This is a genomic window from Verrucomicrobia bacterium CG1_02_43_26 (assembly GCA_001872735.1).
GTDB lineage: Bacteria > Verrucomicrobiota > Verrucomicrobiia > Opitutales > CG1-02-43-26 > CG1-02-43-26.
Map to the genome: position 1 here is coordinate 34244 of MNWT01000007.1, position 21932 is coordinate 56175.

Annotated in this window: 16 protein-coding genes; 6 read left to right on the forward strand and 10 right to left on the reverse strand. The window is 43.4% G+C overall.

The window, feature by feature from the left end; translation table 11 throughout:
* Position 1 precedes the first annotated feature (1 nt).
* Together AUJ82_03560 and AUJ82_03565 are read left to right on the forward strand one after the other, a co-directional pair.
* Positions 2–1588 (forward strand): adenylosuccinate synthase, encoded by a 1587-nt coding sequence (locus tag AUJ82_03560; GenBank protein ID OIO60200.1) that lies wholly within the window; start codon positions 2–4, stop codon positions 1586–1588.
* Between the two features lie 199 nt (positions 1589–1787).
* A complete protein-coding gene (locus AUJ82_03565) occupies positions 1788–3251 on the forward strand; it encodes a hypothetical protein (GenBank protein ID OIO60201.1) in 1464 nt (487 codons plus the stop codon).
* Here AUJ82_03565 and AUJ82_03570 read toward each other — a convergent pair.
* The 10 genes from AUJ82_03570 to AUJ82_03615 form a co-directional block, all read right to left on the reverse strand.
* Positions 3204–4796: an apolipoprotein N-acyltransferase gene (locus AUJ82_03570; protein ID OIO60202.1), complete on the reverse strand. Its 1593-nt coding sequence runs from the start codon at positions 4794–4796 to the stop codon at positions 3204–3206. The genes AUJ82_03565 and AUJ82_03570 overlap by 48 nt on opposite strands.
* On the reverse strand, positions 4796–7708 hold the full coding sequence (gene secA, locus AUJ82_03575) for a preprotein translocase subunit SecA (GenBank protein ID OIO60203.1): 2913 nt from the start codon (positions 7706–7708) through the stop codon (positions 4796–4798). Before secA ends, AUJ82_03570 begins: the two co-directional genes overlap by 1 nt.
* A 153-nt stretch (positions 7709–7861) precedes the next feature.
* Complete coding sequence (locus AUJ82_03580; GenBank protein OIO60204.1) at positions 7862–8353, reverse strand: hypothetical protein; 492 nt, start codon at positions 8351–8353, stop codon at positions 7862–7864.
* 78 nt (positions 8354–8431) lie between these two features.
* On the reverse strand, positions 8432–9787 hold the full coding sequence (locus AUJ82_03585) for a signal recognition particle protein (GenBank protein OIO60205.1): 1356 nt from the start codon (positions 9785–9787) through the stop codon (positions 8432–8434).
* Between the two features lie 34 nt (positions 9788–9821).
* Positions 9822–10316 carry a hypothetical protein gene (locus AUJ82_03590; GenBank protein ID OIO60206.1) on the reverse strand — a complete coding sequence of 165 codons (495 nt, stop codon included), beginning with the start codon at positions 10314–10316 and terminating at the stop codon, positions 9822–9824.
* 17 nt (positions 10317–10333) lie between these two features.
* The gene (locus tag AUJ82_03595) at positions 10334–10807 is read right to left on the reverse strand and encodes a hypothetical protein (protein ID OIO60207.1); all 474 of its coding nucleotides are present in this window, start codon (positions 10805–10807) and stop codon (positions 10334–10336) included.
* Between the two features lie 3 nt (positions 10808–10810).
* The gene (locus AUJ82_03600; GenBank protein ID OIO60208.1) at positions 10811–12265 is read right to left on the reverse strand and encodes a glutaminyl-tRNA synthase (glutamine-hydrolyzing) subunit B; all 1455 of its coding nucleotides are present in this window, start codon (positions 12263–12265) and stop codon (positions 10811–10813) included.
* Between the two features lie 24 nt (positions 12266–12289).
* Positions 12290–13765, reverse strand: coding sequence for an aspartyl/glutamyl-tRNA amidotransferase subunit A (gatA, locus tag AUJ82_03605; GenBank protein ID OIO60209.1), 1476 nt, complete (start codon positions 13763–13765; stop codon positions 12290–12292).
* Positions 13766–13798: 33 nt separating this feature from the next.
* Positions 13799–14092, reverse strand: coding sequence for a hypothetical protein (locus tag AUJ82_03610; protein ID OIO60210.1), 294 nt, complete (start codon positions 14090–14092; stop codon positions 13799–13801).
* Between the two features lie 184 nt (positions 14093–14276).
* Positions 14277–16502: a hypothetical protein gene (locus tag AUJ82_03615; protein ID OIO60211.1), complete on the reverse strand. Its 2226-nt coding sequence runs from the start codon at positions 16500–16502 to the stop codon at positions 14277–14279.
* 184 nt (positions 16503–16686) lie between these two features.
* Between AUJ82_03615 and AUJ82_03620 the strand changes: the two genes are divergently transcribed.
* Genes AUJ82_03620 through AUJ82_03635 form a run of 4 tightly spaced genes read left to right on the forward strand, consistent with a single transcriptional unit; the run spans position 16687 to position 21874 of the window.
* Positions 16687–16953, forward strand: a complete 267-nt coding sequence (locus AUJ82_03620; GenBank protein ID OIO60228.1) for a phosphoribosylformylglycinamidine synthase, purS protein — start codon at positions 16687–16689, stop codon at positions 16951–16953.
* A 27-nt stretch (positions 16954–16980) separates the two neighbouring features.
* The gene (locus AUJ82_03625) at positions 16981–17655 is read left to right on the forward strand and encodes a phosphoribosylformylglycinamidine synthase I (GenBank protein OIO60212.1); all 675 of its coding nucleotides are present in this window, start codon (positions 16981–16983) and stop codon (positions 17653–17655) included.
* Positions 17656–17668: 13 nt separating this feature from the next.
* Positions 17669–19945 carry a phosphoribosylformylglycinamidine synthase II gene (locus tag AUJ82_03630; GenBank protein OIO60213.1) on the forward strand — a complete coding sequence of 759 codons (2277 nt, stop codon included), beginning with the start codon at positions 17669–17671 and terminating at the stop codon, positions 19943–19945.
* Between the two features lie 15 nt (positions 19946–19960).
* Positions 19961–21874, forward strand: coding sequence for an amidophosphoribosyltransferase (locus tag AUJ82_03635; GenBank protein ID OIO60214.1), 1914 nt, complete (start codon positions 19961–19963; stop codon positions 21872–21874).
* Positions 21875–21932 lie beyond the last annotated feature (58 nt).

The window sequence follows — 21932 nt, forward strand, 5'->3', positions numbered from 1 at the left end:
AATGTCCAAATCGTTACCCCAAAGTCTTCCCCATTCTGATTTTTCAAGCTACATCATTGCAGATGTAGGCATTAGTATGGGAGATGAAGGGAAAGGACGCGTTGTTTGTGAAGTTGTGCGGGATTTGTTGGCAAAGGGGAAAACAGTCAACATGTCCCTCAAAGTAAACGGGGGCGCTAATGCAGGACATACGGCTGCGGGATTAAGACTAAATTTACTCCCTGTGGGCGTTGCCTTAAAAGAAGTCAAACACATAGCCTTGGGAAGCGGAGTAGTTGCGGACCCCCGAAAATTGAACTGGGAAGTTGCGCCCCTTGAAAAAAAGAAGTTTAACGTACTTGAGCGCTTGCGCATAGATGAGAAAACTATGTTTAGCGATGTTACCCACCGCCTGTTAGACCTAGCATGGGAAAACTATCGCTGCAAACATCTTGCCCAAGAACCACGCGGTTCTACCGGCAGAGGAATTTCCCCCGCATACGCTGATGAAGCAAACCAATGTGCTATCCCGTATCGTGTCTTTAGCGGAAATAAGGATGTATTTGTGGGTAAACTTAAAGAGCGGGCACAACGCACCCTGCGCGTGATTGAGCACGTTTGCCGCGTGACCCATGAAGATTGGTTTTCATTTTTCGATGCTCTTACGGAGACAGAAATGCGTGCCAATCAAGATTCATTGGATCAACACCTTTTTAAAAAATCAGAATTCGATTTTCACCTCTTTAAAGAAAAACACCCCTTTACGCTTAATCTAGATTACTTAATTGAAACCTACTGGGCTGCCGGTTCTCATTTTAAAGAAAACCTGTGCGACCTGAGAGAACTGACGCTCTCTGCTCTGGAGTACAAGGAATATGTTATTGCTGAATTTGGGCAATCCTATTGGCTTGATAAACGCCATGGCTTTTCGCCAAACGTTACAGCATCCCATACCTTTACGCCCGAGCTGTTTGAATCCACGGGTGTACCCTTGCAACCCGTGCATACGATTGGTTGTTGCAAGGCCTATGATACAAAAGTAGGTACACATGTTTTTTTGACCCAAATGGCAGATGCACATCCGTTAGCTCATTTGCTAAAGAAGTTGGAATTTGGGGTATCTACTGGTCGGCAACGTCAAGTAGGTTGGTTTGACGCGGTGGAAAAAGGAGATGCTCTTCGCTACGGCGGCTTTCAGGATATCGTTATCAATAAACTAGATGCCCTGACTTACCGAGGCAATTGGGAAGAAGGCAGCGAACTCCTTGTATGTGTCGGTTACCGAGATGCTGCGGGCAAAATTTACAAGCACGTTCCACGAGATGATGCCCTGAGAAATAAACTAACACCGGCTTACCGCCAGTTTCCCGGTTGGAGTGAAGATATTTCAAATGTGAGAAGCTTCTTTGAGCTCCCTCAAAACGCGCAAAATTATGTCATCGGCCTATATGAGTCCATTATAGATATAGCCTATGACGGTATGACACCCCCAATATACCCAAACATTCGATACCTTGGTGTTGGCCCAGAACCCGATCAAGTGATCAAGGATGTTCCACGCGGAGAGTCCTTATTGACCTATAACCAGAGTACACTGAACAGTATGTGAATAACTTGGGGATAAATTGTCGATTTCTTTTTGAAGAAAAGACTTGATTTGATCGAAACTGAGTTTAAGTCATTGATAGTTAACTGAATAAGAAATAAAAATAATCAAATGATCAGTGCTCAAAAAATCCAAAACATTGTGAATAATTCAGGAATATCTGGGAATAATTGGGAATATCTGGTAGGCTGAAGAAAATAACATGAAGTTAATGACCAGAACAACATCCCCATTTGAGAGAACTGCCCTTTTAAAAAACGCAATTGGCGATTGCGTTCTAACCGATAAAGAAGATTGCTTTAAGGCTTCTTACGATGGCATGCGACTTTCCTTTATGCCCGAAGCCGTGGTTAAAGTAACCGAAGAATGGCAAGTTGGCGAAACCCTTACCCTGGCGAATAAATTTAAAATACCCGTTACCGTTCGGGGAACAGGATCGACGCTGACAGGTTCGGCAACACCGATTTGCGGCGGCTGGGTGATTGATTTAAGTAACCTCACTTCTATTGAAATAGACCCGATTAACTCGATGGCCTATGTAGGCGCAGGCGCTATCACGGGAAAAATACAAGCGGAAGCTGAAAAAATGGGCCTCTTTTACCCTCCAGACCCCGCTTCATTAAAGTTCTGTACAATAGGGGGCAATATTGCCTGTAATGCCGGGGGGCTGCGTTGTGTGAAATACGGGGTTACTCGGGATTATATCATTGCGCTAAGAGGTTATTTACCTACAGGTGAAGCGGTTTCATGGGGACGGCCCCTGAAGAAATTTGCCGCGGGGTATAATTTACGCGATCTATGGATTGGCTCTGAAGGGACGCTTGGGGTTGTTACCCACGCGGTATTAAAGCTTGTTAAAAAACCATCTAGCCGGTGGACCTGTTTGGCCGCCTTTCCGAATGAAGAAGACGCGCTGAAAGCTGCAGAAGAACTCCTTGCGATGCGGGTTGTTCCCTCTGCTCTTGAATTTCTGGACCGTTTGACGGTTAAGGGCGTTGAAAAGGAAACCCTTGAACATATGTTTGATAACTTACCGGGGCGTTCTCTCCTGTTGATAGAAGTAGATGGCACCAGTGCGGATGTTGTGGATGCGGAAGATCGCATTATGAATTGGGTGCGCCATCGAGCTGAAGGTTATTTATTTGCTAAAACGGATCAAGAGGCTGAGCGACTATGGCGCATAAGACGGCAATGCTCTAAAGCAATGTTTCAGCACGGTGATACTAAGCTTAATGAAGACGTTGTGGTTCCTATCACAAGAATGCATGAGCTCGTTCATTTCATACAAAACATAGCTGAAGAGACACATTTAAAAATTCCTACTTTTGGCCATGCCGGTGATGGTAACTTGCATGTGAACATCATGTATCATAAAGACAACGAAGATGAAGTGAAGCGTGCTGCGGATACATTAGATCGCCTCATGGAAAAAGTGGTCGAGCTCGGGGGCGCCATTACCGGTGAGCATGGCATAGGTTTAGCCAAATCCAGCTACCTTCATTTGCAATACAATGAAGTTGAGATCAATACAATGCTCAAAATTAAGCATGCGTTAGATCCCAACGGCATTTTGAATCCTCAAAAGATCTTTAACAATTTTCACCCCTGGGAATATAATTTAATAGATGTGGTTCTGCCTTGGGAAAAGCAAGAAGGCAAGAGCTAGCAGCCTAGGCAAGCAGATGCCGATACATAAATAGGCAAACCAGTTTCCGTGGCGTGTAAAAACGGATTCACGCCGCCACCAGTCCGGATCGACCGTCACGGTTAGTTTACCAATACCACGAAAATAAATACTGTTTTCTGAATTAGTGACGACCTCTCGAGTGTTTCCATATTCATCGATCCAGCCACTCCAACCACCGTTACCACAGCGCACGATTGGCCTACGATTCTCCACAGCACGCAAGGCGGCGTGAGCGGCGTGTTGGTAGGCACCTGAGCCTTCTCCGAACCAAGCATTATTTGTTAAGACCAGGAGCACATCGGATCCAGCTCGAACGCTTTCACGCGAGAGGTCCGGAAAAACATCTTCATAGCAGACGAGCCCGCCAATGCGCACTATTTTATCACGCACGGGTAATTGTATGGGCTTAATATTATTCCCCGGAATGATGTCCCACTCTCCGGGTACCACTCGCTCAAGAAACGGTAGAAGAAAACGCAGGGGTACATATTCGCCAAAAGGTACGGGTTTACGCTTTGCGTAATAATTTTTATCTAATCCCTTTTGGGGTAGGGCAAGAAATATGCCATTATACCAACCCTGGTTCTGGTAATCTGCCAATGCGCCAAACAAGATGGGAATATTTATACTATTGCAGAGATATTCAACCCATTTACGCGTGCCTAGCTCGTTATCAAAGATAGCTGTTGGAACGGCGGCTTCTGGCCACAAAATAACATCGGGGTGAAGGGTTTGTAACAAGAGGGTTTGCTCCTGAAGAACCATAAAGTTTTCTCGACTGAGCTTAGAATCTTCGTGCGTTGACGGTAGAATATAGGGTTGAGAAATGCCGGCCGTGAAGAGTAGCTCCTGTTTGCGATGCTTAGGCGTCTGCTTAATCGAGAAAATAATAAGGCCGAGCAGCAAGACCATTGCGAGCAGAAACTCCGGGGTGGTTCGCAAGTAGCGCGAAATCGGCGTTTGTTCTCGATTGCAAATATTTGCTAAAAAATAAGCAATGCCGAGATTGAAAAATATTAAAACAAATGACAATCCGTAGCTTCCCGTCCATGAAATAATCTGTAGCAATATAGGGCGTTGCCACTGGCTAACGGCCAAAGCGAGCCAGGGGAATCTTAGGAGAACTACGCCACGTATCCATTCCAGCACGACCCAAAAAGCCGCGAGCGCAATCATATCATACAATCTGTGGATAAGCCCCTTATTGGCAGATTTGATGATCACGAGCCTTGCGACAAGAAACCACGCTGAATAGTAAAGCGCCAGAATAAACGCTAACCCAATCGTCCCCAGCCAAGTAATATTGCTTAACCAAATGATATTAAAGAACCAAGCAACCCAACCCGAGATGAGCGTGGCGATTAAATAATGTTTAAAAGAAGGCTTGAAGAATGCCCATAACAGTAAGGGAACCGCAAATACGTAGGCGGCCTCGGGAGCATCAAACTGAGCAAAAGCGGCGTAATACAGGATTGCGGAAAGCGCCGCTGCTAGTATTGCCGACCCGTGCTTTTTGACAAACATCACTTACCGCAGCATTTCTTATATTTCTTTCCGCTACCACAGGGGCAAGGATCATTTCTGCCGATTCTAGGTTCTTCTCTTTGAATGGTTACTTGTGGCAATTTTTGCTGACTGCTGGCTTGTGCAGGCGCAGGATTGCTTGGCCCACTAGCGTTTACCCGAGAGGATAACCTTGAAAGCATGTGCTGGAAGTTCTCTAAATTCGTTGCCGAACGGAAGAGACCCGTGCAGATACTACCGCGAATATTAGCAATCATCTCTTGGAAGAACGCATAGGCATCATTCTTGTATTCATTAAGTGGATCTTTTTGACCATAGCCGCGAAGCCCTACGCTTCGGCGAAGCTCGTCCATTTCGGTCAAATGGTTTTGCCAGTGATCATCGATTGCGTGAATAATAACATAACGTTCCAGTTTTGTTAATTCAGCGGCAGATTCAATTTGCTCCTTTTCTTTGTAAGCTTCTTTGATGCGACTTACAATAAATTGAAGAATGCTTTTAGAGTCCTGCGCCTTATATTCCTCCTCTGTTAAAGATATAGGGAATTGCATATTGAGCCAGCGCACAAAGTTACTGATCTCTATGTTTTCTTCGCTCCTATTTTCCTCAACTCTCTCCAAGCGGTTTGCCAGTTCTTCTTCGAGCATTTCGTGAATGATGTCACGTGGACACTCACTATGAATGGCATCATTTCGGATGCCGTAGATCACCTCTCTTTGTTTATTAAGGACATCATCGTACTGCAGGAGGCGTTTACGAATAGAATAGTTTTGCTGCTCTACTTTCTTTTGAGCGGATTCGATAGAACGATTTAATAAAGGGTGCTGTAGTTCTTCGCCTTCAGAAAAAGATCTTTCTAGAATGCGAGAGATAGGGCCTGCGTTGGCAAACAGACGCATTAAGTTATCTTCTAAAGAAATGTAGAAGCGAGATTGACCTGGGTCCCCTTGACGCGAGCAACGGCCGCGCAGCTGTCTGTCAATACGGCGCGATTCATGGCGTTCTGTACCTAATACAAATAAACCACCCAATTCCGGTACACCCTCACCTAGCTTAATGTCTGTACCACGGCCTGCCATATTCGTCGCGATCGTGACAGCGCCCTTAAGGCCTGCACGAGAAACGATTTCAGCTTCCTGTTCATGGTATTTTGCATTCAAGATGCTGTGGGGAATGTTTACCCGCTTCAGTAATTTGCCTAAAACTTCTGACGCTTCAACGGAGGTGGTGCCCACTAGGATGGGTTGGCCACGACGGTGCGCGTCTTCAATGTCTTTTACAACAGCGTTAAATTTTTCACGCCTTGTTTTGTAAATGATGTCATTGAAGTCCTTACGAATACAAGGCCTATGCGTAGGAATAGAGACAACGGAAAGCCTGTAGATATCGAAAAATTCGTGCGCCTCTGTTTCCGCGGTACCCGTCATACCGGATAATTTTTCATACAAACGGAAGTAGTTTTGGATCGTGATAGTTGCGTAGGTTTTCGACTCACGTTCAACCGCCACACCCTCTTTTGCCTCAACAGCTTGGTGAAGACCATCGCTCCAACGCCTTCCTGCCATGGCACGACCGGTGTTTGGATCAATAATAACGATCTTACCCTCTTGGATAACGTATTCTACATCCCTCTCATACAAACAATAAGCCCGTAAGAGTTGGCTGATGCAGTGGATTTCTTCGCTTGCATGGCTGAAGTGTTGCTCTGCGGCTTGCTTTTGCTTGATTTTATCTTCATCTGGGAGCGATTTATTTTTGTCAATATCGCTAAAGATGGTTGGTAAATCAGGAAGGACGAACGCATCCGGGTTATTCGGGCGAATGGTATCGCGACCCTTTTGAGTCAAGTCTGCCTGCTGTTGGCGCTCATCAATGGTGAAGTACAGTTCCTCCTTTATCTCGAACATTTTTGTTCGGTTAAAGTCGCTGCCCATCTCGAGCTCAAATTTCTCAAACTGCTTGCGCGTTGGGCCATCCTCCATCAAGCGCATCAAGTTTTTATTTTTAGGCGTGCCCAGTTTAACCTGAAGGAGTTTGGTAACGGCTTCTTCTCGGTTACCATCCGGTTTTTCAAATTCTGCCTTAGCTTCTTGTGATAAACGGTTACACAGCTTTACTTGTAATTGAACCAAGTGATCCACATCTGATTTCAGTTGGAGAAAAGGAGCCTCACGCGTTTCTTGAGAAGGACCGGAAATGATTAAAGGCGTTCTGGCTTCATCGATCAAGACGGAGTCCACTTCATCCACAATACAATAATAATGATCCCGCTGCACCTGATCCTCCTTACGAGTCGCCATACCATTGTCGCGTAAGTAGTCGAATCCGAATTCAGAAGCTGTACCGTAAGTGATGTCTTGGTTATAGGCATCTCTACGTGCGGCAGGGTCCATGTTGTTTTGAATATAGCCAACAGTGATTCCCAAAAAATTAAATAAGTAGCTATTCCACTCTGCGTCTCTTCGTACCAAGTAGTCGTTTACCGTTACCAATTGGCAATTTCTGCCCGTTAGGGCGTTTAGGTAAAGGGGTAGGGTAGCCACAAGCGTTTTACCTTCACCGGTTGCCATTTCCGCAATCTTGTTTTGGTGGAGTGCAATACCACCGATGAGCTGTACATCGTAATGGACCATACCCCACGTGAGCTCGTGGTCACACACATTAATTTTTTTACCCATAAGGCGACCTGCGGCGTTTTTGACCACGGCAAATGCTTCGGGAAGGAGTTGATCCACGGTTTCGCCCTTTTCCAAGCGCTCCTTAAATTCTTGTGTTTTGGCCTTGAGTTGGTCGTCTGTAAGGCTCTGGTAGCTTTCTTCGAAACGGTTAATCGTTTCAACGATCGGCTTACATTGTTTGATGAACTTGCGGTAATGTCTACCGGAAAAAGCTTTGAGTAATTTGGCCAGCATAGTGTGTTACGTAAATAATGATCGCTTTTATAGTGTATAAAAAGAGAGCCTTTGACAAATAGAAACCATCATTTTAATCGATATTAACAAAAAAAGACGCTTTTCGGAAAATAGAAAAGCGTCTTTGGGTTAAAAGGAGTGTGAGTAAGAGATTTACGCGCGAATACCAGGGCCAGACATCGGCTCATCGCTGCTACTTCCCTTGCTGGATTTCTCTTCCAGCATTTCAGGGGATTTTTGTACAGCATCTAGCGTATTAATCCATAATTCTGCTGTGTTAACAAATCCTTCCAATAAGTCTTGGAATTTTTGGAAATCCATATTGCTTATGACGATTTGATACGCCATGAGAACTTCACCGTTATCATCGACACCCAAAGTGGCACCACCTGTTCCTTGCCAGAAAAGATTAGCCTTTAAGATGCGAGGATAGATGGCTTCGCGATGATGATCATCGATTTTGCCGACCTGGGCAAAAAGCATAAGTATTTCATTCTCAATATTATATTGTAAATGGAGTACGATTTTATCATCAAAGCCTAAGCAGCAGTAATTGTCTTCGTCTGGGGCAAGTTCTGGTAGACCAACAGTTTGGCCTAATTCACTCAGGAGTTGTTTGTAGTTTTCTAGTGTTACGTGTGACATAGTAGATTTCTCTAATTGCAGTTAAATAAATATATTTGCGTTTACCCTTAAGATACGTGGGTTTATTTAAAAGTCAAGTTACAGTGGCATATTTGCAAATGGATTACTGCTACCGCCCATGGATGCCGCCATCTTTTTTTGCAATTTTAAGCCTTTGGAACCCTTCATAGACTTCATCATTTTTTTCATCATAAGGAACTGCTTTAAGAACTGGTTTAAGTCTTTGACTTCAAGCCCAGCACCCTTGGCAATACGCATACGGCGGCTGCCGTTGATGATTTTAGGATTCTGACGTTCCTGTAGGGTCATGGACTGGATCAAAGCCTCCATGTGCTTGATCTGGTTCTCTTCTTTAGTCCCCAAATTCATTTTGCCCATGCCTGGAAGCATAGAAGCAACAGAAGCGATTGAGCCCATTTTTTTAAATTGTTTTAGCTGGGACAACATGTCATCCAAATCAAATTCTGCTTTTTTGATTTTTTTGGCTAATTTTTCCGCTTCTTCTTCGCTATAATTCTCCTGTGCTTTTTCAACTAAAGAGACAACGTCACCCATGCCCAGGATACGTTGAGCCATCCGTTCTGGATAAAAAATATCAAAATCCGTGAGTTTTTCACCGATTCCCATAAATTTAATAGGTACATCGGCAATCGATTTCATGGACAAGGCTGCACCACCTCGGGCATCACCGTCTAATTTGGTTAAGACGATGCCCGTAACGTTTACGGCATCATGAAAATGTTTAGCGACATTTACCGCTTCTTGGCCTAAAGCGGAGTCTGCAACCAGCAATGTTTCTTCTGGCTCAACTTTTTTGGAAAGTTCTTGGATCTCCTTGATTAAATTTTCATCGATCTGTAGACGACCCGCGGTGTCAAAAATGATAGCATCGCAGCCTGCTTCATTTGCCCATTCCAGGCCTTTTTTACCGATTTTAGGGACGTCCTTGCTATCACGATCTGTGTAAACGAGGATATCTTCCTGTTTAGCCAGCAATTCTAATTGATCGATAGCAGCAGGACGATAAACGTCACAGGCTATCAATGCGGGCTTATAGCCTTTTTTCTTTAAGGAAAGGGCTAGTTTTACGGTAGTAGTGGTTTTACCGGAACCGTGGAGACCCACCATCATGATCTTCAGCGGACGCTTGTCGGAAAGATCTGTTTTACCCGCGCCTAATATTTTGACCAATTCATCATGGATGATTTTGATGATCAATTGCCCCGGGCTGATCGATTTTAAAACATCCTGGCCCAGAGAGGCTACTTTAACACGCTCGATAAACTCTTTGGCGACCTTGAAGTGCACATCAGCGGAAAGGAGCGCGGAACGTACTTCCTTCAACGCATCTTCAATATTATTTTCTGTCAGTTTGCTGATACCGCGCAAAGTGCGCAAAGCATCGGACATACGATCTGTAAGGGACTCAAACATAAGCGGTTTCTATTATCCCCGAATTGAATTCCCATTACAAGGGCAAATTTTTTAGTGAAGAAGCTGGAGTAAGATCTTGTTTTTGTAAACGATCGCGTAATCGTTTAACTTTTTCCAAATAGGCGTAATAATCATTATTACCAAACCAGGAATAAACATAAGCAGGCACGAACGTTAATAAGAGAATTTTATCATAAAGCATGAGGGTTTCTTCTTTTAAACCAGCAAGCTTCCTTGAATCGCCTTCAAAAGATTGAGCATTCCAATAAGTGTCTTTAAAAAACTCAACGTGCATCTTTGCATTTGACCACTTTACTTTTAAAAGCGCGATTTCTATGGGAATATCGATCCCAAACCAAGGATTGACCCGAACATCTTTAGCGAGTTCTTGTAACTCATCGATGACACCCTGGCTAATTACTATTTGATGCTCTAATTCTTTCTTAAATTGAGCTTCAAGGATTGTTGCAGGGATTAAGAATAATAGTGAGAGGGTAATTTTTTGTAAGAAATGTCTTTTCAAATTCATGGATGAAAAGAACCAGCTTACTCTTTCGGCTTTTTTTTGATCGAAGCGCGCGTATTGCTACTCTTTTTTGGCCTCTTTATCGCCGCAGCTTTAGTTTTGCTTTTGTTGGAAGGCTCAAAGGGCTTTACGAATGCTTCACTAAAGTCATAGCCGTCGGTGAAATCGTGTATATTATCATCTTTTGTTTTGCCGAAAATGCCGGTTTCTACGAGATTAAAGACAATGCTGCCAAAGTCTTCGCAGTTATTCACCTTCCAGTCTGTAAAGACAGTATAGGTCATCGGGCCAAATTGATCTAATGCGTATTTGCGAATACCCTCCAAAAGCTCTTTGCCCGTGACGTGAAAATTCTCCCGCTTTTTACCCTGGTCGTGCAGTTCCTGTACGGTGAAATCCAGAGCCTTGCGGATAAAGTAATAGGCACCCTTATCAAAACGGTCGTCCTTTTCGATAATTGTCTCTATTACTTTGTCAAATTCGGAGTGTTTCATGATTTATTGAAGCAATTTACGCAAGATATCATCAATCATTTTAGGGTTTGCTTTTCCTTTTGTAACCTTCATGACGTGGCCTTTCAAGGCATTAATCGCGGTGTCCTTACCGGATCTGAATTCCTCAACGGCTTTAGTATTACCCGCAATTGCTTCACCACAGATACGTTCCAGTTCTCCGGTATCAGAGGTTTGTTCAAGACCCTTTTCCTTAACAATGATGCTGGCAGCCTTGCCCGTTTGGTACATTTCGACAAACACTTCCTGGGCAGTTTGCTTAGAGATAATGCCGTCATCCACCAACTTAATTAAACCTGCAATCGCGTCCGGTGTGATTTTGCATTGTGTCACGGAAATTGTCTGTTGGCCTTCTATGGAAGAAAGCTCGCGCAGTAAATCGTTTGCAATGATGTTTCCGATGGCTTTTGGGTTGTTATGCTTTTCAATAGCCTTTTCGTAAAAATGGCATAATTCTTGAATAGGACAAAGAACAGATGTAATCGTGTAAGGAAGATCATATTGCTCCATAAAACGCCGTTGCTTGTCAAAGGGAAGTTCCGGGAGGGTGGATTGTATCGTTTCCTTCATTTCAGAGGAAATTTTAACCGGCATAAGATCAGGATCAGGGAAATAACGATAATCATGAGCCTGCTCCTTGCCACGCATAGAGCTTGTGTAACCCTCCTCTGCGTTCCAACGGCGGGTTTCTTGAATGATCTTTTCACCCGTCTTGATAGCTTGTATTTGGCGCTGTATTTCGTAGATAACGCCATTGCGTACACCGGAAATAGAATTGAGGTTCTTAATTTCTACCTTGGTGCCCAATGTGGTGGAACCAACGGGGCGTACGCTTACATTAGCATCGCAACGCATTTGACCCTTTTCCATATCACAATCCGCAACGCCCGCGTAGAGCATGCAGTTACGTAAGGCGGTTAGAAAAGCAAAGACTTCTTCTGCGGAACTCATGTCTGGCTCGGTGACGATTTCGATCAACGGTGCGCCCGCACGGTTGTAATCCACTAAACTATGGCCGTCCATGTGGGAAAGCTTACCAACATCTTCTTCTAAGTGAATGCGCGTCAGCTGCACATGGCGATGGACTCCCATGATGTTTCTAGAAGAACCCGGAAGCTCAATCTCAACACTACCTCCAAGACAGACCGGTTGGTCAAATTGGGAGAGCTGGTAGCCCTTAGGAGAGTCCGGGTAAAAATAGTTTTTACGATCCCATTTACAGATGTCTGCAATTTTACTGCCAAACATAAGGCCGACTTTAATCGTCTTGCGGATGGCCTCAGCGTTCAGAACGGGAAGCGTGCCGGGTAGGGCAAGGACAACGCCGTTTGTGAGGGTGTTGGGAGCTTCTCCATATTTGTAAGGAGCCCGGGTAAACATCTTGGACTTCGTTTTTAGTTGGACGTGGACTTCCAGTCCTATGACAGCTTCATATTCCATGGCTAGAAAACGCGATAAGCGAATTTATAATGTTGGGTGCAGGTTAACGTAATCATGCGCTTGTTCAAAGAAACGCGCGATCGATAACAGCTCTGATTCTTTATAAGGTTGGCCGATAATTTGCAAACCAATAGGGAAATTATTCTTTGTTTGACCACATGGGAGAGAGATTCCTGGTAGCCCCGCAAGGTTTAAGGAAACCGTATAAACGTCTTCCAAATACAACTTTAAGGGGTCACTTGTCTTTTCGCCTTTTTTGCAGGCAGGCTCGGGTGTGGTGGGTGTTAATAAAGCGTCTACTTTTTCAAATGCCTTTAGGAAGTCTTGCCGGATCAACGACCTTACCTTTTGCGCTCTTAAATAATAAGCATCATAATAACCGCTGCTTAAAACATAGGTGCCTAAAATAATACGACGTTTGACCTCAGAGCCAAACCCTTCACCACGGCTTTTCTTGAAGATATCAACCGCATTCGTAGCTGCTTTACTTCTGGTCGTGTAGCGGATGCCATCATAGCGAGCCAGGTTTGAAGAAGCTTCAGCAGGGGCGAGTATATAATAAACCGGAATCGCCAGCTCCATATGCGGCAGAGACACTTCCTCAATACGGCATCCTTGCGATTCATAAAATTTAATGGCTTTTTCTACCGCAGTCTTAATTTCCGGGTTAAGACCCTCGCCGAAATATTCACGGGGAACACCAAGAGTCCAAGGCCCTTTGGAATCGCGAGCGACCTTTGGGTAATCGGGAATATCTACCTTAAAGCTCGTGGAGTCACGTTTGTCATGGCTGGCAATAGTCTGTAGGAGTAAAGCGACATCATCTACACAACGTCCGAAGCCGCCGATTTGATCTAGTGAAGAAGCAAATGCCGCCAAACCGTAGCGACTAACGAGACCGTAAGTTGGCTTCAATCCAACGATACCGCAATGGGCAGCGGGTTGACGGATAGAACCCCCTGTATCACTTCCTAAAGCAATCATTGTTTGGCCTGCTGCAACTGCGGCAGCACTGCCACCACTACTGCCGCCCGGGACGTATTCGATACCCCAGGGGTTAGATGTAGTCTGAAAACCGGAGTTTTCCGTGGTGGAACCCATAGCAAACTCGTCTAAATTCGTTTGTCCCCATAAAACACTACCAGCAGCCTTTAGCTTTTCAGTAACATGGGCATCGTAAGGCGAAATATAATCCTTTAAGATTTGGCTAGCACAGGTCATAGGGCAGCCTTCACGCGCCATATTGTCCTTTAATGAAACAGGAATACCGTCCAATGGCCCCATGGTCTTTCCATCCTTGCGACGTTTGTCCGAAAGTTCTGCGTAGATGAGGGCATCATCTTTATCGTAGCTGATAAAGGACTTTAAATCGTTTTCGGTAGACTCTGTACGTGCAATAACGGCTTTGGTTAATTCGACAGACGAGATCTCTTTTTTGTTCAGCAGATGAACGACTTCGGAGACAGTCTTGTAATGGAGTTCGTTTGAGAGAGTTTCCATAGTTATAAATAGATGTAAAAATTAAAAGGATGACTATTCGACTACCTTAGGGACAACAATCTGGTGGTGGCTTTTTTGCGGCGCGTTCATCAAAGCTTGCTCAACAGTATACGGCACAGTTGTATGATCTTCATCCCAAACATTGTATACCGGAAAGGTATGGGCCATGGGCTCGACACCGGTAACATCTACAGCATTAATTTTATCGAAGAAACCTAATATTTTCTCAAGCCGGAACCGTAAATTATCCTTTTCCTCATCGGTCAGCGATATACGCGCCAGTTCTGCTAAATAATCAATATTAATTTCTTCTGCTTTTTCTGCCATAGCCAATCTTCTGTTAATGATTAGTAATTACCCTGAATCATATGCAGAGAGAACAGAAAGTCAATGCCATGTTGCGATGGCTTGTTTGGGGTAGCTAGAAGTACAGTTGATGAAAAACGAAAAAGGAGGAACCGGTATAAATACCAAATACCCCCTTTGATTTACGAAATTTATTTGATTTTTATTAAAGCCCGAAGAATCCACCCCAGCTGTCTTCTTTTAATTCAGCCTTTTTTGAAGAATTTGACTTTTTGAGTTCCTGGATAAAGTTGTTAAAAATCTCATTGAATTTCTTGTTATCAATTTGATCCTTTTTGGATACAATGCCTATGCTGCTAATCGAGGTTTCGGTTTTCTGTTTATACTCTCTTGCAATTGCTTTTTGCGTATTCTGAAATCTCGAATACAGGTTTAGCCAAAACTTATCTGTTTTTGTAAGTTTTTCGTTATTTTCTATTTTAGTCTTAACTTTATCACTTTTTATTTTTAACTTGCTGTTTAGTTGCAAGTTTCCGAAAAAGCTCCACAAGTTAATCAGCACCCCGACTTCTTTTGTCTCAATATCTTCAAGTAATTTAGGGAAGTTGATATTGTCCCTTGAAGCCTGTTCGAACAGAATGATCATGTTAAGCACATTTTTTTCGTTCAAGCTGTTCTTTTCGAAGACATTAAAGAAGTCCGTAACGGGGTCTTTAGTATATTCGGTGTATTTTTCGGTGACTAATTGAGTAATGTTGTTAAGCCCGGAGAACCAGCTAGATTCTTCTTCTTTCTTTTCAATCGTGACATTTTTTACAGTTTCTTTTTTCTGTATTTCAACCTTCTTTTCAATTTTCTTTTCGGTAGGAACCTTTACTTCTTCTTTAGTCTCGGTTTTCTTTTCGTCGATAGTAACGATTTTTTCATGATCATCTTCAGTAATATTTTCTTCGAGTGAGTAATTGTTAGACTCGAGAGCTGCTTTTGCTGTAGAATTTAACAAACTTATAGCCTCTGTATAAGAAATGCCTATTTCTTGAATTAAAGCCTTCTTAAGATCGTTAGAAATGTTTTCCGATTTTGTGTTATTGTACAGTGTTTCTATGTGGCCGAGCGTGTCGGTGTTATAATTCTTAATTTGCTTTATAATTTCTTTTCTAAGCTCACCCGACTCGTCATTGCGTATGCACTTAATTTGCTGGACGAAGTCGTTTACAGAGACATTTTTAGAGGTCAATGTTTTGATAATATCTGTTGCAGCCTTTTCCGATTTACTAATATAGTCTTTGTGAAACTGATTATAGCTTACTTCAATTTTTTCCTTAACGTTATCTAACGGCTTTACGATAAGTTCTTGAATTTTTTCATGCACGATTTGAGTCGTTTCCTCAATTTTATCTTTGGTTTCTTCAAGAAAATTGTCTAGCTGCGTTTTTTCTTTAACAACGATCGATTCTATTGGTTTTTCATCACCAATAAGGTCTGTAAGAGATTCTGCTTTTGTATTTTTGATGTTTGGGTTGGCAGGTATATGAGCTTCTTGTGTCCAATGAATATCATTGAATGTGAGGTATTCTTCTTTCTCGAATTCTACAAGTACGTACTCGGGATCATTGTTAATGAGGGTATAGTTTTCTTGTGTAGCAGAGCTATCTTCATCATTGATTTTAATACGTTTTTCAGTGACTAGATCTTGCTCAATAATTAGTCGGCTTAATGTTCCTTCAAATACGCTGCCTATTTGAGACTTCTTTAATCCAGCTGTTTGTTGGTTGAGAAGTATGGATCGTAGATCGCTTTTTGATACCTCCTTGGAACCTATTATTTTAGTATATTTTTTTTCAATAGTTATCTCATTGTTAGTGATGAAAGTATTAAAGTTTGCCTTGATAACCGTTAGATTATGTTTGATCTTCTTCCAGACTTCTAAGCTTTCCGGATTTTTATCCAAGTGCGACATGAGCTCAATTGTATTGAGTAACTGAGGGTCGTTTATGTTGTTGTAGATTAGTTGTAGATTTTCTGCCTTTAATCCTTGCAGATAAGTTTTCATTTGAGACTTATACGGAATGTCAGATGAAAGAGCGTTTATGATATTTGTTACATCAGAGAGCTCGCCTTTCTTGCTGTTTATATCGTTTTGGGTTAATACAGTTACTAGATCTTTTACAGTTATAGTGTTAGTCTTTATGGTTATAGGCTTAACATTGTATTCCGAGATGCTTTTCTGATTTTCGGTTTTAACAGATTTGCATTTTATGCCAAACAACCAAGCAATCCACGCAAAAAATCCTGTGGGTACGTTCTTCTTGTTAGCAGTCAGGTTTGTTACATTACTATTACTACCTTTATTATCTTCATTCTTTTGTTTCCTAAGAAGGAATTCTGCACTTGTTTGACTGTTGTTTCTTGAATTTCTTGATTTTTCCATGATAAATGCTTCACTAATTGAATATAAGCTATAATTATATTAAGTTATTAAATAATGTCAATATTAATTGTATTTTAGTTATAGTTTAATTATAGGCTCAATTTTTATGGTAGTTTTAAAATGCTTTGGGAATCCCGCACCTTTTCCTTGCAACGGAGGCCAATTGTGCCCAACATACTTGATTGTGAAAGTTACTGTCTATATTACACCGAAAAAGAATTTACTGGACCCGCAGGGTAACGCTGTGAAGCACGCTATGGAATCTTTGGGCTATTATACAAAAGGTGATGTCCGTATCGGGAAGGTCATTGAGTTTGATATGCATGATTTCGATGAGGATGCGCTTCAGAGCCCACGCGAGTTTTTGCAGGAATTAGATAAAATTTGTCGCGATTTCTTGTGCAACTCCGTCATCGAAGATTACCGATTCGAAGTGGGCTCTGGAGAATAAAACGGCTCTAAACTAAAGATTTTTATAATGAACGTTTGTATAGTACAATTTCCGGGATCAAACTGTGATCAAGACATGTTCCATGCAGTTAAAGATGTCTTGGGTATTCCGGTTCGCATGGTATGGCATAAGGAGAAGAGCTTTGGAGGGGAATGTGATGCGGTTATTTTGCCCGGCGGCTTTTCCTTTGGGGATTACCTACGCCCGGGTGCGATTGCCTGTGTTTCCCCGATTATGAACGCATTGGCTGATTTTGCCAAACAAGGCGGCCGCATTTTGGGTATTTGTAACGGTTTTCAGATTTTGTGTGAAATGGGGCTGCTTCCTGGCGCGCTTGTGCGTAATAATTGCCAAGAGTTTCGTTGCCATACGCAGGGGCTAGCGGTACAGAATTCTACCCCTTCTTTTAATGTAGAGAAATTGGGCGAGCATATAGAGCTTCCCATTGCCCATGGTGACGGTAATTACCGCATACCAGGGAAGTTACTCGATGAGCTCGAGGCCCATAAGCAAGTCCTTTTCCGCTACTCAGGAGAACGAGGTAACCCCAATGGATCCTTAAACCAGATAGCTGGCATTCGAAACAGAGCCGGTAATATTTTTGGCATGATGCCGCACCCAGAAAGAGCTGTGGAGCCTATACACCCCTCCACTCATGGCATTTCCGTCTTAAAGGCATTCCTCAACTCCAAAATGATGTAAATCAGCGTTAAACATGATCATTAAAGAGAACAATCATTTAGAAACAGCCCTGAAATTAGGCCTTTTTGAGGACGAGTATTTTAAAATAGAAGAACTTATGGGCCGTGCGCCCAATATGGTAGAGCTGGGCATGTTTAGTGTCATGTGGTCTGAGCATTGTGCTTATAAGAACTCCAGACCTTTACTCAAGCTACTCCCCAAGGTTAAAAAAGATCCCGAGGCGCTAGGCCAGGTGCTAGTTGCCGCAGGCGAGGAAAACGCAGGTGTTATCGACATTGGTGACGGCTGGGCTATCTGTTTTAAAATAGAATCTCACAACCACCCCAGTGCGGTGGAGCCCTTTGAGGGAGCAGCTACCGGAGTAGGAGGAATTTTGAGAGATATCTTTACAATGGGTGCGAGGCCTGTGCTCTTAACGAATTCCCTTCGCTTTGGTGATTTATCTTCTCCTAAAACCCAAAAGCTTTTACGCGGGGTGGTTCATGGGATTGCTGCCTATGGCAATTGTGTAGGAATTCCTAACGTTGCTGGAGATACTTATTTTGATGCTTGTTATGAGGGTAACCCATTAGTGAACGCCCTATGTCTTGGTTTATTGAGACATGATCAAATTAAGCGAGGTGCCGCTACTGGAGTAGGGAATTTGATTTATTACGTAGGCCCGCCAACTGGACGAGATGGCATGGGTGGCGCTAGTTTTGCATCTAAAGTACTTTCCGCGGAAAGTCATAAAGACCGCCCAGCTGTTCAGAAAGGAGATCCGTTTATGGAAAAGCTCCTGATGGAATCTTGCTTAGAGTTAATGTCTGTTCCGGGGCTAGTTGTCGGTATTCAGGATATGGGTGCGGGAGGCCTTACCTGCGCGCTTTCAGAAACAGCTGCTCGGGGTGGGGTAGGGATAGAGGCTGATATCAGCAAAGTCCCTCAACGGGAAACCGGGATGACACCTTTTGAGATCATGCTTTCAGAAAGCCAGGAACGTATGTTGGTTGTCATTGAAAAAGGCAGGGAGAGAGAGATTGAATCCATCTTTACTAAATGGGATCTCCATGCTGTTTGCATTGGTAAGGTGATAGAAGAACCTATTTTGATTGTAAAACACGGTAAGGAGACGGTTGCTCGGATTACGCCAAGCTCTTTAGTAGAAGAAGCCCCTGTATATGAAAGAGACGTTACTGAACCCAAAGACTTAGCAATTGATCGTAAATGGGATCCCAAATCCATTCCTGATTTAGATGCAAAGGGTATCGAAAAAACACTTATTGATATACTCTGCCACCCAACAATCGCCGATAAACGCTGGATATGGCGCCAGTATGACCATATGGTGCTTGCGAGCACAGTGGTTGAGCCCGGATCTGACGCCGGCGTCGTGCGCTTACGTGTGGGCAACGGGCATGAAAAATATTTAGCCATATCTAATGACTGTAATAATAGATACTGTGCCCTTGATCCGTATAAAGGCGCGCAAATAGCAGTTCTTGAGTGCATAAGGAATCTTACTTGCTCAGGTGCAAGGCCCTTGGGGATGACTAATAATCTTAATTTTGGTAACCCGTACAAGAACGATGAATACTATTACTTAAAAGAGAGTGTTCGTGGACTTGCGGCTGCGTGCGAATTTTTCGATATACCGGTCGTGGGAGGGAATGTCAGTTTATATAATGAGCATGCTGATACCGCCATTGATCCAACCCCCGTTGTTTCCATTGCCGGCATCATTGATAAAAAAGAACACATCATACAGCAACGCATTCAGCGAGGCGATGAAGCCTTGATCCTTCTGGGCGGCTGGCCGGATGAGCTTGGCGGAAGTTATTTCCTGAAAGTTGTTCATGACTTGAACGTAGGCGAAGTTCCTCAAGTAGATTTAGAGAGGGCGGTTCTATTGCATGCGTTTGTCTTAGACCAAATTGAAAAAGGCGTCATTGAAGCGGCTCATGATATTTCTGAAGGCGGCCTCTTAGTCGCGGTCATAGAAATGATTTTTCGAAAAGGCCAATTTGGGATTGATTTAGATCTCACGCAAGCCACTAGTATGCGTAAAGATGCTCTCTTATTTGGGGAAAGCCAGAACCGCATCATTATCGGCTGTAATGCGGGTAACGTTTCCCGTATTCTAGAAGCAGCTAAAGCGATAAATCTTCCGGCCAACTTATTGGGCTTGGCTAACCAATCCGGGGAGATTAATTTGAATTTAGGTAAAAGCAATCACGTTTCCTGGAATACACATGAACTCAAAAAACGTTGGCGCCTTGTGCTACCAGCCATCATGGACGAGCATCTTTAGAGATAAATTTTTATAATGTCAGACCAAATAAAGCATGAGTGCGGAATAGCCATGATAAGGCTTTTAAAGCCTCTCAGCTATTACCATGAGAAATATGGCACTGCGCTTTATGGTTTTCGAAAATTATTTTTATTGATGGAGAAACAGCACAACCGCGGCCAAGATGGCGCGGGTATCGGTTGTGTGAAATTAAATGCTCCGATAGGGCGGCGTTACATGTTTCGCAGAAGGGACATGAATGAAAACTGCCTCACATACATCTTCAATAAATGCTTGCGAGAGTATAACGAGTTAGTACGCAAGGGCAGAATTCAACGCGATAACCCGGATTCGGTAAAAGATTTTTTCCCCTTCGGGGGTGAAGTTCTGTTGGGGCACTTACGTTACGCTACCTCAGGATCTCGTTCTCAAAGCAGCTGTCATCCCTACTTTCGCCGCAGTAATTGGATTACCCGTAACCTTCTCCTCGCAGGTAACTTTAATCTCACGAATGTTAATAAGCTCAACGAAGAGCTTGTGAGCCGAGGCCAGCATCCGATCTTTGATACCGATACACAGACCATATTGGAGCGTATAGGATCTCATTTAGACGAGGCTCACGGCCGCATATACCGTGAAATGAAAGCACGGGGTGTTCCTGGAGAACAGATCACAGAGATCATTAGCAAAGAGCTAGATCCCGCTTCTATTATTAGAGAAGCCACTCAAGATTGGGACGGTGGCTACGTCATTGCCGGTCTCATTGGTAATGGTGATGCCTTTGTGTTTAGGGATCCGCTAGGCATACGCCCGTGCCACTATATTATCAACGATGAAGTGATTGCGGTTGCTTCTGAGCGCGTACCCTTGATGACTATTTTTGGAATTGGCGCAGAGCAGGTTCAAGAGCTCAAGCCAGGCCACGTATTTGTGATTAAAAACACGGGTAATTCCTACGAAGTTCCCTTTGCGGAAAAGCAAGAACCCCAAAAATGCTCTTTTGAGCGGATTTACTTCTCTCGAGGAAACGACCCCGAAATCTACCAAGAACGCAAATCGCTGGGAGCTTGCTTAGCAAAGCCCTTAGCCGAGCTTGTTAATTATGATTTCTCCAAAACAGTTTTTGGCTATATACCCAATACTGCAGAACCCGCCTATAATGGCTTACTCGAAGAACTGCGGCTACTGCGCCGCCAAGAGGTTAAAGAGCAGATTTTAAAAGCCGCAAAAAATGATGATTTAAATGACGCGCTCTTAGATGAACTCATTATGGCAAATTGGCCGCGTGCCGAAAAAATAGCGCTTAAGGATATTAAGCTACGCACATTTATCAGCCAAGAAAAAGATCGCATTAACCTCGCCTCGCACGTCTATGATGTCACTTACGGGATTATCAAAGAAGAGGACACCTTGGTATGCGTGGATGACTCGATTGTCCGCGGCACCACGCTTAAAGAATCCATTCTACACATTCTTTCCCGCACGAACCCAAAACGAATTATCATTGCATCTACTGCGCCTCAAATTCGGTACCCGGATTGCTATGGCATCGATATGTCTGAGCTCGGCAAATTTATCGCGTTCCAGGCGACGATAGCGTTATTAGAAGAACAAGGGAAATCGGCCCTTATACACGAGGTTTATCAACAATGCCTTGCTCAAAAAGACCTTCCGGCTAACCAGGTTAAGAATGTTGTTCAACGCCTCTATGAGCCTTTTTCACCGCAAGAAATTTCAAAAAAAATCGCGGAACTGGTGTATCCTGCAGATAACGGTTGGACTGGCCAATTGGAGATCGTTTTTCAAGGGATAGAAGCTTTGCGTGCCTCTATTCCGGATCATACCGGAGATTGGTACTTTACGGGGAAATACCCTACGCCCGGAGGCCAAGTTGTTTTAAACAAAGCATTTTTAAATTACTACGAAAAGAAGCAAGGTCGTAGCTATTGAGTTCTTAAGCCTAAAATTTAGGAGTGATCTCGGCTAAATTATTTGTTATAAATAGTGA